Here is a 19,739-nt window from a genome sequence, read left to right as displayed (position 1 = left end):
TGAGAAAATTATGTGTTAAGATTTTAATAAAAGCCAATTTAGAGATATAACGACATTGTAGCCCAACATGGATCCTGAGAAATGTGACCTACAATTTGAATTTTTAAAATCCGAAGAATCGTGGGTATTTTAATTCAAATTTGGGCACATCAAAACACCACAAAGTTATTTTGAGCAGTTTTTAAAGCGACAAAAATCAGATCCTTTTTTTCTTAAATTAGGCTATAAATCAATGTTCAAAAATGAGCAAGCCTTCCAATCTTTTAAATTTTCGTCTTTTGTGGATACGTTCAAGAACTGAGTTGATTTCTTTGAACTTTGGAGTCAACGGGGTCAATTTTCCGTTGCTATTAGTGGTCATTTGCGCACGACAATGGGTACATTTATACTCATTTACGTGAAAGGTAATTTTTTTGGAAACAACATAGTTATGTCCAAAAACAGAGCAGTAAACAGTTTTCACTTGGTTATTAGTTTTAATTATTACTTTAGAGGATATTTAAATATATAAAAATCAAAACAATAAGCCAATCTCCATATCTAATATATCGATGAACTGAACGCTTTTTCCCTTGAACGGAGCGTTCTGCGCATGTACATCTCTTCTAAAATAGAATTGATTTCTTTAAACTTAGGTGTCAACTCTGTGAGATCACCATTACTGTTGGTGGTCAGTTGTCTTTTGCAACACTTGCAGGTATATTCCTTTACATGCGAAGTGACTTTTTTCGAAACCTCATAATTGTGACCAAAAAGGCTGCAATAAAGCTTCATTGGGGCTGGGGCATTACTGGTTTTTTTCATGGTTGTCTTAGTTAGAGATGCCTAACTTAAAAAAAAATATCGAAATCAACGTCAAAACACATCAATTTTCGATAAAACGCTTAATGATGTAAGTGAATTCGTATTTATTTTCAATATATGACATGTGTCCTCCAGATAGTTTAATAATTTTAACCTCTAACCCAGTAAGTTGAGTCGATAAGCTATCAAATTCCAGAACAGGGTCTTTAAGGCCTAAAACAATAATTTTGTAAGCCTGTATCTCTTTAAGCACTATACTTCTGTCTTTCCTGATTTTCATACCCTCCAAAGCGGCAATAATACCTTGAACTGACAAATTCATAGCTTCCAACATTATGGATTCAGTTTCTTCGACAAACTGCGCTCTATTGTCCGAGCTAAACAAATTTGAAATGGACATCCTTATAAAATTTTTAGGGCTCTGTTTCACCACTTTAACAGCACGGTCCCTGTTAATTTGGCGTTCAGGACTATCAGCATACGGCGTAGAATTCACCAAACAAAGACCATCAACCTTTTCAGGAAAAATTTCAGCGATTGCTAAAGCTACATAACCACCCATAGAATGCCCAATAAAGAATGATTTTTCAATCTTTAAATGAACCAAAACGAACACAACGGCATCAGCCATCATTTCCATAGTATGGATATAACCCAGACAGCCTGTTTTTCCGTGGCCCAATAAATCTATTGTAACAATCCTATAATTATCTTTAATCTCTATAACCAAATCGTTCCACATGGACGAAGTTTCCAAAAATCCATGAAGCAAAACCACGACTTTTCCCTGTCCTACATCGGTATAAAAGATTGGGCTATTTTTGTATTCTAAAATCATATTTGAACTATATTCGGCAAATATATAAAGAGTTTGAGGCGTGACGCAAAAGCGTGAAGACATTATATTAATTATAGAATGAATAAAACCAAGGACATACTTATTACAGGCTTCGCATTATTTTCAATGTTTTTTGGAGCTGGAAATTTAATATTGCCCCCATTTTTGGGATTCAATGCAGGCCCGGATTGGTTTTTGGTCACGATTGGTTTTGTGATCACTGCGGTTGTGATTCCAATATTGGGCATAATCGCACACGCCAAATTACAGGGCACGATGTACGATTTCGGCAAGAAAGTATCCCCTATTTTTAGTATCATTTTTTGTATACTGGTTTATGCCATCTGCATTATATTACCTGCACCCAGGACGGCATCTGTAACCCACGAAATGGCCATTGCTCCTTTTTTTAATAGCAGCGGCTTACTCACCAGCAGCATCTATTTCCTTCTGGTATTTATTTTTGTGATGAATCGCTCAAAAGTTTTAGACCTCTTGGGCAAATACCTAACACCTATCATTATTGCGATATTGCTTGCTATCATAGGAATTGCCGTTTTTTTGCCTGCTGACACCATGCAAGCTTCACAATTTAAAACACCCTTAGTAGATGGTATTTTAGAAGGTTACCAAACCTTTGATGCGCTTGCAGCTATGGTTGTGGGAGCGGTATTGATCATCTCAATAAATTTAAATAGCTCACAATCCTTTGTGGAAAAAAGACAACTCATTTTCAAGGCTGGATTGGTAGCTGGCTTTGGATTGTTCGTTATTTATACAGGACTTATTTTGATAGGGTCCTTACACAATTCAGAATTTCCATTGAATGTCACAAGACCAGAATTACTTTTGGGATTAGGCAACAAAACCTTGGGAAGCGCAGGTGCGAGCTTATTGAGCATTTTAATTGCTTTAGCTTGTTTTACCACTGCTGTGGGAATTGTTACAGGCACTGCCGATTATTTCAAAGGCTTGTTCAATAACAGTCAACAAGCGTATACTCTTACCGCCATTATAGGAAGTCTATTAGGGGTCGCGATGGGCCAATTTGATGTTGGTTTTATTATTGACATCGCTATTCCAGCCCTTATGTTCATCTATCCAATAACCATCATTTTAATTTTATTAAATACCATTCCTGATCAATGGGCATCATCCTTAGTGTTTAGAGGGGTAGTCATTACAGCCTTTATATTCAGTATTCCGGATTTTCTGAAAATTTTGATGCCTTCGGAGAACTTGAATGCTATCATAGATTTTATACCATTGGGTCAATTCAATTTAGGTTGGTTACTGCCTTCACTTGCAATGTTTGTATTATTGAATGCCGTTAAACATTTTAATCCTTCAACCGCTTCATGACCGAAAACGCCTTATCCACCACTTCATCTTCAACTAGAATAGTAAATTCATTGGTTGTTGAAACGACTTCATAAAGCGCAATCCCTTCCCAAGCCAAACGCTTAAATATTTGGTAGTAAAGACCTGTTACTTTCGAATTCTCAGAAGGTAGGCTTATGGTGATCGCCGATAACTCGGCCTTTTCTCCCAACAAAATCTCATTATGAAAACTCTTTAAAATATTATGTTTTTGTGAGGTTGAGATGATGATGTTGCTCTCGTAGATCCCGCGTGTAAATGCGTAAAAGACGTTAGAATAGCTATCCATTTGCTCCAAAATTTTAGAGTGGCTATAGCTTAATGTCTTTGAATTTTGAAAGGTGAAATCGGTTAAATTGGATCTGACGGTAATGTCCCCGAGATTCTGCATGACACGCTTAAGTTTTAACGAATTTCCAAAATCCATGGGTGATTGGTAGCGGCGCAACGCCATCATGACAGCTCCAGATTTTATCGGTTTCTTGAGCATATCACTAATGGGAATAACCAATTCTTCCGCCAAAGCAGAATAGTTGATAATACCTCTTGACAACGCTTCTCCCAAAAACGGTTGAGCAATTAAAATCTCATTGACACAAGCAGTAATTGTACGCATTTGTTAACTATATAACATTTTGTGTAAAATTAGTCAAATATTTTTATTTTCATTGTAGAAAGATATGTTACATCTATTTTCGCTCGATAAAAATTAAAATTATGCTTGTTTTAAAATTTGGAGGCACCTCAGTCGGGTCTATAGAAAATATGACCAATGTCAAAAATATTATCAATGATGGTCAACGTAAAGTGGTGGTATTATCTGCTATGTCAGGAACCACCAATGCGCTGGTCACTATTTCAGAGTGTATAAAATATAAAGAAATAGAAAATGCTCTAGAGTTGATTTCTGATCTTCACAAAACTTATATACAAACGGTGAATCAATTAATTCATCAAAGTGACTTACAAAGTGAGGTGGAACTCTATGTCAGCTCCATTTTCGACACGCTTAAAACAACTGTCAACGACAATTATTCGACGACACTTTCAAATAAAATAGTAGCCCAAGGCGAACTATTGTCCACTTTTATATTTAGTCGTTTCTTGCTGCAAGAAGGTCTAAATGCCTGTTTGTTACCAGCCTTGGATTTTATGCGGATAGATAAATCCAATGAACCTGATTGTTTCTACATCCGTCAAAATTTTAATCGCATCATTAATGAACTTCCTGAAGCTGATATTTATATAACCCAAGGGTTCATCTGTTTGGATGCCGAGGGACAGATTGCCAACTTACAACGTGGTGGTAGCGATTATACGGCGACGATTATTGGTGCAGCAATACATGCTGAAGAAATTCAAATATGGACGGATATTGATGGCTTCCACAATAACGATCCGCGGGTGGTGACAGACACCCATGCTATTTCCAACTTGTCATTTGATGAGGCCGCAGAATTGGCTTATTTTGGAGCGAAGATTTTACATCCACAAACTGTTACACCGGTAAGAGACTTAGATATTCCGGTACGCTTGAAAGATACCAACTCACCGGCTGCACACGGCACATTGATCACTAATAGCATCCATGGCGAAGGGATAAAAGCCATTGCTGCCAAAGATGGTATTACTGCCATCAAAATTAAATCCGCCAGAATGCTCTTGGCATACGGGTTCTTAAAGAAAGTATTTGAGATTTTCGAGAAATACGAAACATCTATTGATATGATTACAACTTCAGAGATCGCCATATCGCTCACTATTGATGACACCAAAAACCTGTCTGAAATTATATCTGAATTAGAAAAATTTGCAAGAGTAGAAGTCGATAGTTTTAGAACGATTGTTTGCCTTGTAGGTCACCATATAGTATATCACCCAGATACGCCAAAATTATTCCAGATTCTGCAAGATGTCAATGTTAGAATGATTTCTTATGGCGGCAGCAGCAACAATATTTCTTTATTGATCAATACCGGCGATAAGATTGAAACTTTGAGAAAACTTAACCGTTATGTGTTTGATTTAGTGCCGGCATAAAAAAACCCAATTTATGTTTACCATATACTTTTGCGTGAAAACCAATTAGGTTGGAATTTATTTTATGAATTCATAATCTCTTCAATCTCCTCCGCTTCAATAGGAATATTACCCATCAGATTAAAAGGCTCGCCTTTTTTCTGAATCACCAAATCATCTTCCAATCGAATGCCAAAGCCTTCTTCAGGAATATAAATTCCGGGCTCTACGGTGAAGACCATATTCGCTTGCATTGGCTCCGTCAAAATCCCGTAGTCATGTGTATCCAACCCAATATTATGACTGGTGCCGTGCATAAAGTATTTTTTGTAGGCTGGCCAATCTTTGTCTTCGTTCTTCACATCGGTCTTGTCCAATAATTTTAGCCCCAACAATTCTGAAGTCATTATTTTTCCAACTTCTACATGATAGTCTGCCCAAATCGTTCCAGGTACCAACATTTTTTGAGCTTCTTTTTTCACACGGTTGACCGCATTATACACCTCTTTTTGACGCTTCGAGAATTTCCCAGATACTGGAATGGTTCGTGTCATATCACTTGCATAATTGGCATACTCTGCACCAACATCCAATAAAATCAAATCGCCGGCCTTACATTGCTGATTATTCACCACGTAATGTAGCACATTCGCATTATTCCCGGATGCAATAATCGGCGTGTAAGCAAATCCTTTGGAACGGTTGCGTAAAACTCATGCATCAATTCCGCTTCAATCTCATATTCCCAAGCATCTGGTTTAACGAAACTTAAGAGTCGCCTAAAGCCTTTTTCAGTAATGTCACAAGCGTTTTGCATGAGATCAAGCTCAATTGGATCTTTTACAGAACGTAAACGCTGTAAAATAGGATTGCTCTTGGCTACAGAATGTGCCGGATATTTTTCCTTTAACCATTTCGTATAACGGTCTTCTCGTGTTTCCGTTTCTACACTGGCCCGATAATGTTCATTAGTATTAATATATACGGTATCACATTGCGTCATCAATTCAAACATGATTTTTTCCATGTCCTGCAACCAATAAACGGTTTTAACACCTGAGGTTTGAAAGGCCGCATCCTTAGTCAATTTCTCCCCTTCCCAAACGGCAATATGATCGTTGGTTTCTTTCAAGAATAAAATTTCGCGGTGCTTTTCTTTCGGACAATCAGGAAAAAGCACTAAAATGCTTTCTTCTTGATCCACACCACTTAAATAAAAAATATCGCGGTGTTGCTGAAATGGCATGGTGCTATCTGCACTGATTGGATAAATATCATTGGAATTAAAAACCGCCAAACTACTTGGCGTCATCTGAGCCATAAAGTTTTTTCGGTTTTTTATAAAAAGTTTGGAATCTATTCTGTCGTATTTCATGGGATAATCGTTTTTTCAAAATTACAGATTTGACCGTTGTTAAAAAAATCTTACCTTCTTTTATGAAACTTTTAACCCCATATTTTGCAGGCATTTTGATTATGTTTATTTTTAGATCAACAAACCAAATGGATTCAAGGCTTCGGTCCATTTTCAAAACAGGTGGATTCCTTTCTTTAATTAAACTCATTCCAAATAAGTATAATTAAATCTATTTCTTGGCATTCAATCGTTTGAAACGTATCTTTGTATCACATTAAACTAACTACAAAATATGGGCGGAATTTTTAATTCTTCAGTTGGAAGAAAGTTTGCCATGGCGCTTTCGGCATTCTTCCTTATGATTTTCTTAGTACAACATTTTGCAATTAATATGCTTTCAGTGTTCAGTGCAGACGTTTTTAACGACGTATCTCACTTTATGGGAACGAATTGGGTAGTGCAATATATTGCGCAACCTATTTTAATTCTGGGTGTGCTTTTTCACTTTGCAATGGGCATGGTACTGGAAATAAGAAACAGAAACGCAAGAAGCATTGGGTATGTCAAATATAATGGCAATGCCAATTCTACGTGGATGAGCAGAAACATGATTTACACAGGAGCAGTGATTCTATTGTTCTTGGGACTTCATTTTTACGATTTTTGGTTTCCAGAAATTCAAATCAAATTCATTGATGGCGACATGTCAGGATTGCTTGCAAATGGTGAGTATCGCTATTTTGACCACTTACAGCACAAATTTGTAGACGTATGGCGCGTAGCGCTTTATTGTTTGGCGTTTGTGTTTTTAGCATTGCACTTATTACATGGGTTCAGTTCGGCATTTCAGTCGGTGGGCGCAAATAATAAATATACAAGAGGATTAAGAGGATTTGGAAAGGCTTATGCCATTATCATCCCATTAGGGTTTATTTTCATCGCTCTCTATCATCACTTCAACTAAAAAATATCTAATATGGCTTTAGATTCTAAAATACCAGAAGGCCCACTTGCTGATAAGTGGACTAACTATAAAAATAACATTAACCTTGTCAACCCTGCTAACAAGCGTAACATTGATGTGATCGTTGTTGGTACTGGATTGGCTGGTGGTTCAGCTGCTGCGACTTTGGCAGAATTAGGTTATAATGTAAAAGCATTTTGTTTTCAGGATTCGCCACGTCGTGCGCACTCTATTGCAGCACAAGGAGGAATCAATGCCGCTAAAAACTATCAAGGTGATGGCGATTCGACCTACAGATTATTTTATGATACCGTAAAAGGTGGCGACTACCGTTCTCGTGAAGCCAACGTTTATCGATTGGCAGAAGTATCGGCAAATATCATTGACCAATGCGTAGCTCAAGGGGTTCCTTTTGCTCGTGAATACGGCGGATTATTAGATAATCGCTCTTTTGGCGGGGTATTGGTGTCAAGAACATTCTACGCTGCAGGTCAAACAGGACAACAACTATTATTGGGTGCTTACTCTGCCATGAACCGTCAAATAGGCCGTGGGAAAATCACCATGTACAATCGTCATGAAATGCTAGACGTCGTTGTAGTTGGTGGAAAAGCGCGAGGTATTATTGCAAGAAATTTAGTGACTGGAGAAGTAGAGCGCCATTCGGCTCATGCTGTTGTTTTGGGTACTGGAGGCTACGGAAACGTTTTCTTCTTGTCCACCAACGCCATGGGAAGTAACGTTACTGCTGCCTGGAAAGCGCACAAGCGTGGTGCTTTCTTTGCAAATCCATGTTATACTCAAATTCATCCAACCTGTATTCCTGTTTCTGGCGAGCATCAATCCAAATTGACTTTGATGTCTGAATCACTTCGTAATGACGGACGTATTTGGGTACCAAAAAACATGGATGATGTGTTGGCCATTAGAGAAGGCAAATTAAAACCTACCGATATACCTGCAGAAAACAGAGACTATTATCTAGAGCGTCGTTATCCAGCCTTTGGAAACTTGGTGCCGCGTGATGTGGCCTCTCGTGCTGCAAAGGAACGTTGTGATGCGGGCTACGGTGTCAATAGAACTGGTGAAGCGGTGTTTTTGGATTTCGCTTCCGCAATTGAACGTTACGGAAAAGAACGTGCCCACGTTAAAGGTTTTGATGAAAACGACCCTAAAGTCGTCAAGAAATTTGGTCAAGAAGTGATCAGAGAAAAGTATGGTAACCTCTTCCAGATGTACGAAAAAATTGTAGATCAGAATCCGTATGAAACCCCAATGATGATTTATCCAGCGGTGCATTATACCATGGGTGGTCTTTGGGTAGATTACAACTTGATGACCAATGTTCCCGGATTATATTGTATTGGAGAAGCTAACTTCTCTGATCACGGTGCGAACCGTCTTGGCGCGTCGGCATTGATGCAAGGCCTGGCGGATGGTTATTTTGTACTGCCTTACACAATCGGTGATTATCTGGCACAGGATATCAGAACTGGTAAAATTCCAACCAATACGCCAGAATTTGATGAAGCTGAGAAAAACGTGAACGATAGCTTGGAGCACTTAATCAATAATAATGGAGCACATTCTGTTGATCATTTTCATAAAAAACTTGGAAAGATCATGTGGAACAAATGCGGAATGGCCAGAAATGCCGAAGGTTTAAGAGAAGCGATCGTTGAAATTGCAGCGCTTCGTGAAGAATTTTGGAAAGATGTAAGAGTTCCTGGAATCCAACACGAGTTTAATGAAGAATTAGCCAAAGCAATGCGAGTTGCTGACTATTTAGAATTAGGTGAGCTTTTTGCCAAGGATGCTCTTGAAAGAGAGGAATCTGCTGGAGGACATTTTAGAGAAGAATTCCAAACTGAAGAAGGGGAAGCTTTAAGGCGTCCCGAATTCCAATATGTTGCCGCTTGGGAATATAAAGGCGCACCTAAAGATGCCATTCTTCATAAAGAGGAATTAGAATTCGAGAATATTGAAGTGAAAGAAAGAAGTTATAAATAAGAAGGAACGTTATGAAATTAACTTTAAAAATATGGCGTCAAAAAAACGCCGATACAAAAGGAAAAATAGTCGATTACCCAATCGATGGAATTGATGGCGATATGTCATTCTTGGAAATGTTGGACATTTTAAACGAAGAATTAATCAATAAAGGTGATGAACCTGTGGCATTTGATCACGATTGTCGTGAAGGTATTTGCGGCATGTGCTCACTTCATATTAATGGTGAACCACACGGACCTGATAAAGGGATTACTACCTGTCAATTACATATGCGTATGTTTAAAGATGGCGATACGATCTTTATTGAACCTTTCAGAGCCAACGCATTTCCGGTAATTAAAGATTTGGTCGTTGACAGAAGCTCATTCGAACGTGTGCAACATGCAGGTGGATTTATTTCAGTAAACACCTCTGGAAATACCATTGATGCCAATACCATCCCTATCAACAAGCATGATGCTGATGAAGCATTTGAAGCAGCTACCTGTATTGGTTGTGGTGCCTGTGTGGCGAGTTGTAAAAACTCTTCGGCTATGTTGTTTGTCGCTGCTAAAGTCTCTCAGTTTGCTCTATTGCCGCAAGGTAAAGTTGAAGCTACAGAACGTGTTCTCAACATGGTGAAGCAAATGGATGAAGAAGGATTTGGTAACTGTACTAATACTGGTGCCTGTGAAGTAGAGTGCCCTAAAGGAATTTCACTCGAATATATTGCACGCATGAACCGCGAATATTTGGCGGCGAGCTTAAAAGGATAATATCTTCAAAACCTTCATAAAAAGAGAAGGCGTTAAAAACTCACAAAATCCCAATTCATTATTGGGATTTTTTGTTTCTTTATATTTTAATTCCCCTCTACTATGAAGCACATTTTATGGCTTACAATTTTTGCGTTTTTTGGTTTTACTGCCGTTTCAACCGCACAGGAACTTAAGCCAGCAAACACTCTTGAAGCACAGTTTCCTTTTAATACGGACAGTTTGATTTATCAGCTTAAAACCTTGTCTTCTGACGCATTTCAAGGCCGACGCACAGGCACTGCAGGTGCAGAAAAAGCAAAAAAATACATCATTAAAAAATATGAAAGTCTAAATGTAATACCCTTCACGAAGGATTATCAACAATCATTTTCATTTGTTTCCAGAGGAAAATCGTATTCAGGCATTAATATTTTGGGTTATGTTAAAGGCTCAAAACATCCTGAAGACTATATTGTAATCAGTGCGCATTATGACCATGAAGGCATAAAAAACAATCAAATTTATAATGGTGCTGATGATAACGCCTCTGGGGTAGCGGCACTATTTGCCTTTGCAGAATATTTCGAAACCCATCCGCCAGAACATTCGGTTATTCTAGCTGCATTTGATGCAGAAGAACTGGGTCTTTCAGGCTCCCGCCATTTTATTGACCATTCCATCGTGCCCTTAGAAAATATCAAGCTGAATATAAATATGGACATGATTAGTCGCAACGATAAAAACGAACTTTATGTCGTTGGAACAGCGTTTAACAACACCTTAAAAAGGGCGATTTCAAACTTTAAAAACCCTGAAGAGTTGACACTGTTAATGGGTCATGATGGTAACGATGGTTTAGCAAACTGGACGATGTCTTCAGATCATGCGCCGTTTCATCAAAAAAATATTCCCTTTTTATACTTCGGTGTAGAAGACCATAAAGACTACCATAAACCGACTGATGTTTTTGAAAATGTCCATCAGGAATTTTATAAAAGCGCGGTAAAAACAATAATTTCAATTTTCAGCACATTAGATACAATGCGCTTTTAAATTAAACTTTTAAAGTATGGACCATCCCAATACCTATTACCATCAAAACGTTGAGCGCTACCATGCTGAAGCGAATGCCTTATATAAAAAGATGACCCTCCTCAGTACCTTACGGGTGTTGGTGTTTATTATCACTTCTTTAGGTATTTACTTTACATTTTCCAAGTGGCAACTCGCAGCAGGGATAACTTTGGCCGGAATTCTCATTTTTGTAATACTATTATCTAAATACACCGACATTAAAGCCCAACGGCAATTAAAATTGGCCTTGACAGCTATTAATCGATCGGAGCTCGATTTCAGTTCAGGCAAGTTTCATGATCGAGATCCAGGTCTGGCCTTTCAAGATCCTTTACACTTTTATAGTTTAGATATTGACTTATTTGGACGTGGATCGTTTTTTCAATTTGTTAACAGAACTGTAATCAATGAGGGGACTCAGCAACTTTCGGACGCCCTTAAAGCCAACAATATAGAACATATTGCTCAACGACAAGAAGCCATCAAAGAACTGGCTTCAAAACCCGAATGGCGCCAACTCTATTCAGCAACCGCAAGTCTGATAAAAGTGGAAACATCTGCCACTTCAATTATCAGTTGGCTTAAAAATCATAAAACATTTATACCAAAAGTGATGAAATGGCTTCCATACGTCTTTTTGGGAGGAACCATCATCATGTTCTCGTTGTTCTTTTTGGAAGTCCTAAGTATTGGTTTTTTGGGGTATTGGCTACTTTTAGGATTGGGTATTACAGGTATATATTTAAAGAAAGTCAACGAGCTATCTTTCCATACAGAAAAAGTCAAAGAAACCTTCAGGCAGTACACTTTGCTGTTGAAACAAATTGAAAATGAGGTTTTCAGTTCCGAATCGTTATCTAAAAAGCAAAAATACATTCAATCCGAATCGGAAAAAGCATCGGTGATTTTCACGAAACTATCCAAAGCTTTAGATGCCTTGGATAATCGGAACAATTTTATTTCGGCCATTTTTGGGAATGGGTTCTTTCTGACTGATTTAAAGAACAGTTATAAAGTGGAACAATGGCTTGCCGCTTATAAAGACAAAGTTGAAGATTGGTTTGAGGTCGTTTCCTTTTTTGATGCTTATAATAGTTTGGGAAATTACGCCTTCAATCATCCCCAATATGTTTTTCCGAAAATCACGACTGATGGACACGTTATCAAGGCAACAGAGTTAGGCCATCCTTTACTAAAACCTGAAAAGCGAGTTGATAATGATTTAACAATTGATAACGAACAATTCTTTATTGTTACAGGCGCCAATATGGCCGGCAAAAGTACCTTCTTAAGAACCGTTTCGCTTCATATCGTTATGGCGAATGTTGGCCTACCCGTTTGTGCAACCACAAGTGAATACAATCCTGTAAAACTGATTACAAGCATGCGTACCAGCGATTCTCTAACGGACGATAGTTCTTATTTCTTTTCAGAATTGACACGTTTAAAATTCATCGTTGATGAGATTCAAAAAGAATCCTATTTTATCATCTTGGACGAAATTTTAAAAGGCACGAATAGTACCGACAAAGCTATCGGATCCCGCAAATTTGTTGAAAAATTAGTCGCATCACATGCTACGGGAATCATTGCTACCCACGATTTAAGTTTGTGTGAAATTGAAAAAGAACTCGAAGAAGTGAAAAATTACTATTTTGATGCAGAAATCATTAATAACGAACTCTATTTTGATTATACGTTTAAAACCGGCGTTTGTAAAAACATGAATGCCAGCTTCTTATTGAAGAAGATGGAGATTATATAGTACAAAGAGGCCTCACAGGTTTCTTCCCGATAACTATCAGGATCGTAAAGGTCTGAATGCAAAAAACCCTCTCTGTTATCAGAAAGGGTTTTTAGGTATTTAAAGAATCTATAACAATTAAACCTCAAACGGTTCAATTGATACATAAGACCTATTGTCTTTTTTCTTTGTGAATTTCACTAGACCATCAACTTGTGCATGCAAAGTGTGATCTTTTCCACCATACACATTTTCACCTGGGTGATGTGTATAGCCTCTTTGTCTTACGATGATATTTCCAGCAATAGCAGCTTGACCACCATAAATCTTCACACCAAGGCGTTTCGATTCTGAGTCTCTACCGTTTTTAGAACTACCAACTCCTTTTTTATGAGCCATTGTCTTAAGGTTTTAAATATCTGCCGTATCGGCAGACAGGTTATTATATTATTTTTTGTCTTTCAACAAAGCTTTTGCTTGTTTTACCCACTCATCAGATTCGATTTTCTCACGTGTGATTCCGTCGATTGCTGAAAGTTCCTCTCTATCAGCAGCTTTTAATTTGCTGATTTGCTCAAAAGTATAAATACCTAATTCATTGAGCTTTTCTTCGTAAACAGGACCGATTCCGTTGATCAATTTCAGATCATCAGCATCTGCCTTTAACGCAGTTCCAATACTGTGAAGTACTTTGTCAATGTTGATTTCAACGTTAGCATCTTCCGCTCTGTGCTCTGCACGAGTTACTAAATTCTCACTGACTTCAACTTCTTTTTTAGCAGTTTTATTAGGTTCTACTTTTTTTGCCTCTTTAACTGGTGCAGCTTTCTCAGCTTTTGCTGGCTTTTCTGCCTTAGCAGGTTTAGCTTTTACAGTTTTGTCGGCTTTAGCTGTCTCTTTGGTTGCCTTAACAGCTCCCGAAGCAACAATGCTTTCAATAACGATTTCAGTAAGGGCTTGACGGTGTCCGTTTTTCACACGGTAACCTTTACGTCTTTTCTTCTTGAAAACGATAACTTTATCACCTTTAAGGTGACTTAAGACTTTTGCTCCTACTTGAGCTCCGTCTATAGCTGGGGCGCCTAAAGTAAATTTATCACCATCACCAATCAAAAGAACATTATCGAAAGACACTGTCTTTCCTTCTTCTGTTGCTAAACGGTGAACAAACACTTTCTGGTCTTTTTCAACTTTGAATTGTTGCCCTGCTATCTCTACAATTGCGTACATAGCGTAACGTTTAAATTAGTTAATTTTTATTATAAAATGGGTGCAAATATACACCTAAATAATTAATCTACAAACGTTTTTTAACGACAGAACGGAATATTTGCCCTTAATTGGAGAAAGATGACGACTTTTAATATTATGGAACCTAAAATTCCTATTTTTCGAAAGTATTGAATTTCCTTAAAAAACCAAATTAACCCTCTAATTTCAATTGCCCAATAGAACCATCTTGAGTAGGAATCAATTCATAAATATGAGACGGTGCCAATGTCTTTTCAACAGTATGGGAGACGTAGATGATCGTAATCTCGGAATTTTCAACCAAGCTATTGATCAATTGAGATACCAGGGCTGTGTTTTCTATATCAAGACCTTCAAAAGGTTCGTCCAAAATCAATAAGGGTGGCTGCTTAATTAATGCTCTAACAATTAATACCAAACGTTGTTGTCCTAGGCTTAGTCTATTGAAGTAGTTGCTTTTTAAATGCCTCATTTCAATGACATCAAGCCATTGTAAGGCCTTTTGTTGTTGTAACCCACTGGGCTTTACATATAAACCAATAGAATCGAAAAAACCTGACAGAACCATCTGTTCGACCGTATGGTTTCTTTTAAACAACTCGGTTAGATGAGTCGAAAAATAACCTATTTTCCTTTTGATGTCCCATACACTTTCACCACTTCCTTTCTTTCTGTCGAAAATAGTGATATCCTGTCCAAAGGCTTTCGGATTGTCTCCAGTAATTAAAGATAACAGGGTGCTCTTGCCTGAGCCATTAGGTCCAATTAATTGCCAAAATTCCCCATGATTAACTTCCCATGAAATATTTTTGACAATTGTCTGCTCCTCATAATTTACAGAAATTTGGTGAAATTTTATGAGGGTTTCATAAGTCTCTTTGAAAGATACTAATGAACTCGGAAAATCTGATTTATACTTAATTATTTGAGGTTCAATTAGTTTATTAATCTCAGACACCACAAATGAGCTTTCAGACACAGAACCTCTATGTTTTATGAATGATAGTAAGTTTTCCTTTTGGTGGGACAACTGAAGTATCGAAATGGAATGCGACAACTTGAAAAGTTGATGGTGCAGCTCTATTCTCGATTGTTGATCCAGATGGTCAAAGGGATTGTCAAAAATAATATAGTCGGGATTTTGGGCCAAGCAATATTCTAAGAAAAGCTTTCGTCGCTCTCCCGAAGAAAAAGTGCGCAACGGTCTATTTTCTGATGTTGTAATTTCAATAGTGTGGTGTCTGTGCTCCTTTTCTATGAACTCGGCAATTGCCAAATCAGAAAACAACACGCCATCATAAGCATTAAATATGCCCAAAGCACCTATACATTTTTTGGATAATACATGATGTATAAAAGCTTTTTTATCAACAGAATTGGATATTACGATTCCGTAATGAATGAGGCTTTGATTCAATGGTTTGATTGACTTATCGACGTCAGAATAAAGTTAATCTTAGCTTTTATCTTCTTGGGAATTATCACCAATACGCTCCTGTTGCCCAACATGTTGGCTTTTCTTGAAGATTTGCATCCAAGTCAGAGTCAATACGGCAGTTGAGGCGAGCCCTTCCATTAAGATAATAATAATTAAAATACCACCGCCGCGCTCCGTATTGTCAAACCAATTCTTTAAAATGGTTTCGGGAAAGCCCGTATCGAGATGGAACATATAGATAGCCATAAAAATAATGAAGCATCCCGTGGCAATAAATCCAGTAAGTAAACCCGTTTTAAAACCATCTACATAAGTGAATTCAGCATTGTACTTAAACTTGTAAGACTTGATGGCAAAGTAAATCCCTGCAGCCATAAAGAGACCATTGGCTAAACGAAACCATGGTTGATCATGCAAATTAAACAATCTCAAAATCAGGAAATAAGCAATTAGACTAACGGCAACAAGCACCCCATATTTTAAGGCTACTGATAAGGATCTATTCATAAAATGCGTGTTTTAAACTTTCGAATCTTAAAATTCGTGAAAAAATCTTTATTATAACAATATTTCATGCTTATTTTTTGTCGTGCCTACCCAATTGGCGTAATCATTTCTTATTTTTGTTGGAATTTGTAACAAATGTTCACTTAAGGTTACTTATGGTATACAATAACTAATTAAAAAAACACACAATGAAAAAATTCTTATTCTCTTTAACCTCTTTGCTGCTTTTTGGGTCTCTTGCCAACGCACAGCAGGTTGAATTTGAAGAGTTTGATTTAGACAACGGATTACACGTCATTCTTCATCAAGACAATTCAGCTCCTGTAGTAATTACCTCAGTCATGTATGATGTTGGAGGGAAAGATTATGAACCTGGCCGCACCGGTTTTGCCCATTTTTTCGAACATTTATTGTTTGAAGGTACAGAAAATATTGGTCGTGGCGAATGGTTTACCATAGTCTCTTCAAACGGAGGATCCAACAATGCCAATACATCTCAAGACAGAACTTATTATTACGAAGTTTTCCCTTCTAATAATTTAGAGCTGGGTTTATGGATGGAGTCTGAGCGTTTAATGCATCCAATCATCAATCAAATTGGTGTAGATACTCAAAATGAAGTGGTAAAGGAAGAAAAACGATTGCGTTTTGATAATGCTCCTTATGGTGGATTCTTAGCTGCGATTGGAGAAAACTTATTCAAAGTACATCCTTACAAAGAAAAGCTCATTGGTGAAATGGAAGACCTAGATGCTGCTACTTTAGAAGAGTTTGAAGTTTATTTCAAAAAATACTATGTACCGAACAATGCGGTTTTAGTAGTTGCTGGAGATATTGATGTAGCAAAAACCAAAAAAATGGTAAAGGATTATTTTGGTCCCATCCCAAGGGGTGCTGACGTGGTAAGAAATTTCCTAAAAGAAACACCAATTACTGAAACCATAAAGGCCAATTATTACGACAACAACATTCAAATTCCAGCAGTCATTGCTGCCTACCGCACACCAGGATTTAAAGAACGTGAATCTTATATATTAGATATGATTTCGAGCTACTTAAGTGGAGGTAAAAGTTCAGTCCTTTACAAAAAAATGGTAGATGAGAAGAAAATGGCTCTTCAAGCACAGGCCATCAACGTAGGCCAAATGGATTACAGCATATTTGCAATTTTAGCATTGCCTTTAGGGGATGTGTCGCTGGACAGCTTACTATCTGAAATGGATGAAGAGATTGTGAAACTTCAAAATGAATTGATATCTGAAAGAGATTACCAAAAACTCAAAAATCAGTTTGAGAACCAATATGTCAACTCAAACTCAAGCGTTGCAGGTATTGCTTCGAATTTGGCAACCAACTACCTTTTAAAAGGTGATGTGAACCTTATCAACAGCGAAATTGATATCTATCGTTCTGTCACAAGGGAAGAAATTAGAGATGTTGCTAAAAAATATTTGAGTTCAAACCATCGTCTTGAGCTTGACTATCTTCCAAAAAAAGATAACCAATAATTAAAATTTAAAACAAACATTGTATCATATGAAAACATATATATCAGGGTTCTTAATGGTGTTTTTTATGGCTTTTTCTGCTCATGCACAAATTGATCGTTCAAAACAACCGCAACCAGGACCTGCTCCGAAAATCGATTTAAAATCACCTAAAGAATTCACGCTTAATAACGGGATGAAAGTGATGGTCGTTGAAAACCATAAACTTCCTAGAGTCTCTTTTAACCTGACTATTGACAACAAGCCAGAAAGAGAAGGTGCTAAAGCTGGTGTTTCCAGTATAGTTGGCGCCATGATGGGCAACGGGACAACATCTATTTCCAAAGAAGAGTTTAATGAAGAAATTGATTTCCTAGGTGCGCGTTTAAACTTTGGATCTTCAAGTGCTTCTGCGAGTGCATTAATTCAATATTCTGATAGAATTTTAGAATTAATGGCAGATGCTACCATCCACCCGTTGTTGACTGAGGAAGAATTTCTAAAAGAGAAAGAACGACTCATTGAAGGTTTAAAAACGCAAGAAAAAAGCGTTGATGCTGTCGCTTCACGTGTCGGAGGAGCTTTATCTTATGGCGTAAATCATCCTTATGGAGAATTTGTATCTACTGAAACGGTCAATAATATCACCTTTGCAGATGTAAAGAGTTTTTATGAAGGAAGTTTCAACCCCAATCATGCATATTTAGTGGTTGTTGGCGATGTAGATTTTAAAACAATTAAGTCTCAAATCGAAAAACGTTTCGGAAACTGGACAAAATCTGTAGACATTCAATCTACTGTACCAGATGCCATGCCAAATGCACAATACACACAAATCAATTTTGTGGATATGCCAAACGCCGTACAATCAAACATTGTATTGACCAATAACATCAATTTGAAAATGAATGATCCAGATTACCACGCCGTATTGATTGCCAATAAAATTTTGGGTGGTGGTTTTGATAGTTACCTTAATATGAACTTACGCGAAAAGCATGCCTATACCTATGGTGCAGGATCTAATGTAAATGCTGATAAATATATCGGTCGTTTTAGAACTAGTACTGCTGTCAGAAACGCAGTAACGGATAGCGCGGTGGTTCAAACATTGGCGGAAATCAACCGTATTAAAACAGAACCGGTCGATGCTGTAGCGCTTAAAAACGCAAAAGCAAAATATGTAGGTGATTTTGTATTGGCCTTGGAAAACCCACAAACTGTTGCCCGTTATGCGTTAAACATTAAGTTGAACAACTTGCCAAAAGATTTTTACGAGACTTTCTTGCAGAAAATAAATGCGGTTACTGCAGATGATGTCAATCGTGTAGCCAACAAGTATTTCAAACCAGAAAATTCACGTATTATTATTGTTGGTAAAGGTGCCGATGTGTTAGAAAACTTAGAAAAAACGGGCATCCCGATTTTATATTTTGACGCCTTTGCGAATCCTATTGATAAGCCTAAGTTCTCAAAACCGATTCCTGCTGGAGTCACTGCACAAACCGTGATGGACTCTTATTTTGAAGCTGTTGGAGGCAAGGACAAGGCAAAAGATGTAAAAACAGTTTGGACTGATGCCAATGTCACCATTGAAGGTATGCCCTTTTCTCCAGTGGGTGAAATGAAAGCAATGACACCAAACAAAACCTCTTTGGAAATGTCCATTGAAGGAATGGGTGTTATCATGAAGCAAAAATTCAATGGCACCACCGGTTATATTGAACAACAAGGTGCCAAGTTAGAACTAACAGAAGATCAGATTGCAGACCAAAAAGCTGAGAATTCGATTTACCCTGAATTGTATTTTGAGCCAAGTGCATTATCTTTAGAAAGTGTGATCGGTATTGATGGAAAGGATGCTTATAAAGTAAAAGTTACTTTAAATGGCAAAGATTCGTTCCGTTATTACGAAGTAGAGTCAGGTTATTTGGTAAGAGTTGAAAAAACAACAGAAGCACAAGGACAGACCTTTACTACGGTTGAGGATTTTGGTAATTACTCGCCAGTTAAAGGAATGATGTACCCTTACAGCATGTCTGTTACGACAGGCCCACAGGTCATCAAAATGAACGTGACCAACCACAGAGTTAATGAAGGTGTTACTGAAGCTGATTTCAATTAAC

At 37.6% G+C, this 19,739-nt stretch carries 17 protein-coding genes and 1 pseudogene; 9 read left to right on the top strand and 9 right to left on the bottom strand.

What is annotated here, in order from left to right; all coding sequences use genetic code 11:
• Positions 1 to 229 precede the first annotated feature (229 nt).
• The 3 genes from J4051_RS01635 to J4051_RS01625 form a co-directional block, all read right to left on the bottom strand.
• Positions 230 to 463: a hypothetical protein gene (locus tag J4051_RS01635; protein ID WP_208231914.1), complete on the bottom strand. Its 234-nt coding sequence runs from the start codon at positions 461 to 463 to the stop codon at positions 230 to 232.
• A 77-nt stretch (positions 464 to 540) separates the two neighbouring features.
• Complete coding sequence (locus J4051_RS01630) at positions 541 to 804, bottom strand: DUF1660 family phage protein (protein ID WP_236027146.1); 264 nt, start codon at positions 802 to 804, stop codon at positions 541 to 543.
• A 61-nt stretch (positions 805 to 865) separates the two neighbouring features.
• Entirely contained in the window at positions 866 to 1,642 is a 777-nt protein-coding gene (locus tag J4051_RS01625; RefSeq protein WP_208231912.1) for an alpha/beta fold hydrolase, read from the bottom strand.
• A 78-nt stretch (positions 1,643 to 1,720) separates the two neighbouring features.
• Here J4051_RS01625 and brnQ point away from each other — a divergent pair, with 78 nt between their 5' ends.
• Complete coding sequence (gene brnQ / locus J4051_RS01620; RefSeq protein ID WP_208231910.1) at positions 1,721 to 3,004, top strand: branched-chain amino acid transport system II carrier protein; 1,284 nt, start codon at positions 1,721 to 1,723, stop codon at positions 3,002 to 3,004.
• On the opposite strand, the gene J4051_RS01615 is transcribed toward brnQ, so the two are convergent.
• A complete protein-coding gene (locus tag J4051_RS01615) occupies positions 2,982 to 3,638 on the bottom strand; it encodes a hypothetical protein (RefSeq protein WP_208231908.1) in 657 nt (218 codons plus the stop codon). The genes brnQ and J4051_RS01615 overlap by 23 nt on opposite strands.
• Before the next feature lie 101 nt (positions 3,639 to 3,739).
• Here J4051_RS01615 and J4051_RS01610 point away from each other — a divergent pair, with 101 nt between their 5' ends.
• Positions 3,740 to 5,062: an aspartate kinase gene (locus tag J4051_RS01610; protein WP_208231906.1), complete on the top strand. Its 1,323-nt coding sequence runs from the start codon at positions 3,740 to 3,742 to the stop codon at positions 5,060 to 5,062.
• Between the two features lie 62 nt (positions 5,063 to 5,124).
• Here J4051_RS01610 and J4051_RS01605 read toward each other — a convergent pair.
• Positions 5,125 to 6,416: pseudogene (locus J4051_RS01605) on the bottom strand (aminopeptidase P N-terminal domain-containing protein).
• A 274-nt stretch (positions 6,417 to 6,690) separates the two neighbouring features.
• Here J4051_RS01605 and J4051_RS01600 point away from each other — a divergent pair.
• The 5 genes from J4051_RS01600 (at position 6,691) to J4051_RS01580 (ending at position 12,951) form a co-directional block, all read left to right on the top strand.
• Positions 6,691 to 7,362, top strand: a complete 672-nt coding sequence (locus tag J4051_RS01600) for a succinate dehydrogenase cytochrome b subunit (RefSeq protein ID WP_208231904.1) — start codon at positions 6,691 to 6,693, stop codon at positions 7,360 to 7,362.
• Between the two features lie 12 nt (positions 7,363 to 7,374).
• Positions 7,375 to 9,372: a fumarate reductase/succinate dehydrogenase flavoprotein subunit gene (locus J4051_RS01595; RefSeq protein WP_208231902.1), complete on the top strand. Its 1,998-nt coding sequence runs from the start codon at positions 7,375 to 7,377 to the stop codon at positions 9,370 to 9,372.
• A gap of 11 nt (positions 9,373 to 9,383) precedes the next feature.
• On the top strand, positions 9,384 to 10,130 hold the full coding sequence (locus J4051_RS01590; RefSeq protein ID WP_208231900.1) for a succinate dehydrogenase/fumarate reductase iron-sulfur subunit: 747 nt from the start codon (positions 9,384 to 9,386) through the stop codon (positions 10,128 to 10,130).
• Positions 10,131 to 10,232: 102 nt separating this feature from the next.
• The gene (locus J4051_RS01585) at positions 10,233 to 11,165 is read left to right on the top strand and encodes a M28 family peptidase (protein WP_208231898.1); all 933 of its coding nucleotides are present in this window, start codon (positions 10,233 to 10,235) and stop codon (positions 11,163 to 11,165) included.
• A 16-nt stretch (positions 11,166 to 11,181) separates the two neighbouring features.
• Positions 11,182 to 12,951, top strand: coding sequence for a MutS-related protein (locus J4051_RS01580; RefSeq protein ID WP_208231896.1), 1,770 nt, complete (start codon positions 11,182 to 11,184; stop codon positions 12,949 to 12,951).
• A 117-nt stretch (positions 12,952 to 13,068) separates the two neighbouring features.
• Here the strand turns inward: J4051_RS01580 and rpmA are convergent, their stop codons facing one another.
• From rpmA to J4051_RS01560, 4 genes are all read right to left on the bottom strand, one after another.
• Positions 13,069 to 13,329 (bottom strand): 50S ribosomal protein L27, encoded by a 261-nt coding sequence (rpmA, locus tag J4051_RS01575; protein WP_208231894.1) that lies wholly within the window; start codon positions 13,327 to 13,329, stop codon positions 13,069 to 13,071.
• A 48-nt stretch (positions 13,330 to 13,377) separates the two neighbouring features.
• Complete coding sequence (rplU, locus tag J4051_RS01570; protein ID WP_208231892.1) at positions 13,378 to 14,160, bottom strand: 50S ribosomal protein L21; 783 nt, start codon at positions 14,158 to 14,160, stop codon at positions 13,378 to 13,380.
• 193 nt (positions 14,161 to 14,353) lie between these two features.
• Positions 14,354 to 15,598 (bottom strand): ATP-binding cassette domain-containing protein, encoded by a 1,245-nt coding sequence (locus J4051_RS01565; RefSeq protein ID WP_208231889.1) that lies wholly within the window; start codon positions 15,596 to 15,598, stop codon positions 14,354 to 14,356.
• A 39-nt stretch (positions 15,599 to 15,637) separates the two neighbouring features.
• Positions 15,638 to 16,126, bottom strand: a complete 489-nt coding sequence (locus tag J4051_RS01560; RefSeq protein WP_208231887.1) for a DUF4199 domain-containing protein — start codon at positions 16,124 to 16,126, stop codon at positions 15,638 to 15,640.
• A 188-nt stretch (positions 16,127 to 16,314) separates the two neighbouring features.
• Between J4051_RS01560 and J4051_RS01555 the strand changes: the two genes are divergently transcribed.
• Positions 16,315 to 17,634 carry a M16 family metallopeptidase gene (locus tag J4051_RS01555; protein ID WP_208231885.1) on the top strand — a complete coding sequence of 440 codons (1,320 nt, stop codon included), beginning with the start codon at positions 16,315 to 16,317 and terminating at the stop codon, positions 17,632 to 17,634.
• A gap of 28 nt (positions 17,635 to 17,662) precedes the next feature.
• Positions 17,663 to 19,738 carry a M16 family metallopeptidase gene (locus tag J4051_RS01550; RefSeq protein ID WP_208231883.1) on the top strand — a complete coding sequence of 692 codons (2,076 nt, stop codon included), beginning with the start codon at positions 17,663 to 17,665 and terminating at the stop codon, positions 19,736 to 19,738.
• Position 19,739 lies beyond the last annotated feature (1 nt).

The organism is Gelidibacter pelagius (assembly GCF_017581925.1).
In the GTDB taxonomy this organism is placed as follows: domain Bacteria; phylum Bacteroidota; class Bacteroidia; order Flavobacteriales; family Flavobacteriaceae; genus Gelidibacter; species Gelidibacter pelagius.
This window is presented reverse-complemented; position numbering and strand designations above follow the sequence as displayed.

Coding starts and splice junctions, on each gene's coding strand:
- J4051_RS01630 (WP_236027146.1), bottom strand. CDS start 804: ATGAAAAAAACCAGTAATGCCCCAGCCCCAATGAAGCTTTATTGCAGC.
- J4051_RS01625 (WP_208231912.1), bottom strand. CDS start 1,642: ATGATTTTAGAATACAAAAATAGCCCAATCTTTTATACCGATGTAGGA.
- brnQ (WP_208231910.1), top strand. CDS start 1,721: ATGAATAAAACCAAGGACATACTTATTACAGGCTTCGCATTATTTTCA.
- J4051_RS01615 (WP_208231908.1), bottom strand. CDS start 3,638: ATGCGTACAATTACTGCTTGTGTCAATGAGATTTTAATTGCTCAACCG.
- J4051_RS01610 (WP_208231906.1), top strand. CDS start 3,740: ATGCTTGTTTTAAAATTTGGAGGCACCTCAGTCGGGTCTATAGAAAAT.
- J4051_RS01600 (WP_208231904.1), top strand. CDS start 6,691: ATGGGCGGAATTTTTAATTCTTCAGTTGGAAGAAAGTTTGCCATGGCG.
- J4051_RS01595 (WP_208231902.1), top strand. CDS start 7,375: ATGGCTTTAGATTCTAAAATACCAGAAGGCCCACTTGCTGATAAGTGG.
- J4051_RS01590 (WP_208231900.1), top strand. CDS start 9,384: ATGAAATTAACTTTAAAAATATGGCGTCAAAAAAACGCCGATACAAAA.
- J4051_RS01585 (WP_208231898.1), top strand. CDS start 10,233: ATGAAGCACATTTTATGGCTTACAATTTTTGCGTTTTTTGGTTTTACT.
- J4051_RS01580 (WP_208231896.1), top strand. CDS start 11,182: ATGGACCATCCCAATACCTATTACCATCAAAACGTTGAGCGCTACCAT.
- rpmA (WP_208231894.1), bottom strand. CDS start 13,329: ATGGCTCATAAAAAAGGAGTTGGTAGTTCTAAAAACGGTAGAGACTCA.
- rplU (WP_208231892.1), bottom strand. CDS start 14,160: ATGTACGCAATTGTAGAGATAGCAGGGCAACAATTCAAAGTTGAAAAA.
- J4051_RS01560 (WP_208231887.1), bottom strand. CDS start 16,126: ATGAATAGATCCTTATCAGTAGCCTTAAAATATGGGGTGCTTGTTGCC.
- J4051_RS01555 (WP_208231885.1), top strand. CDS start 16,315: ATGAAAAAATTCTTATTCTCTTTAACCTCTTTGCTGCTTTTTGGGTCT.
- J4051_RS01550 (WP_208231883.1), top strand. CDS start 17,663: ATGAAAACATATATATCAGGGTTCTTAATGGTGTTTTTTATGGCTTTT.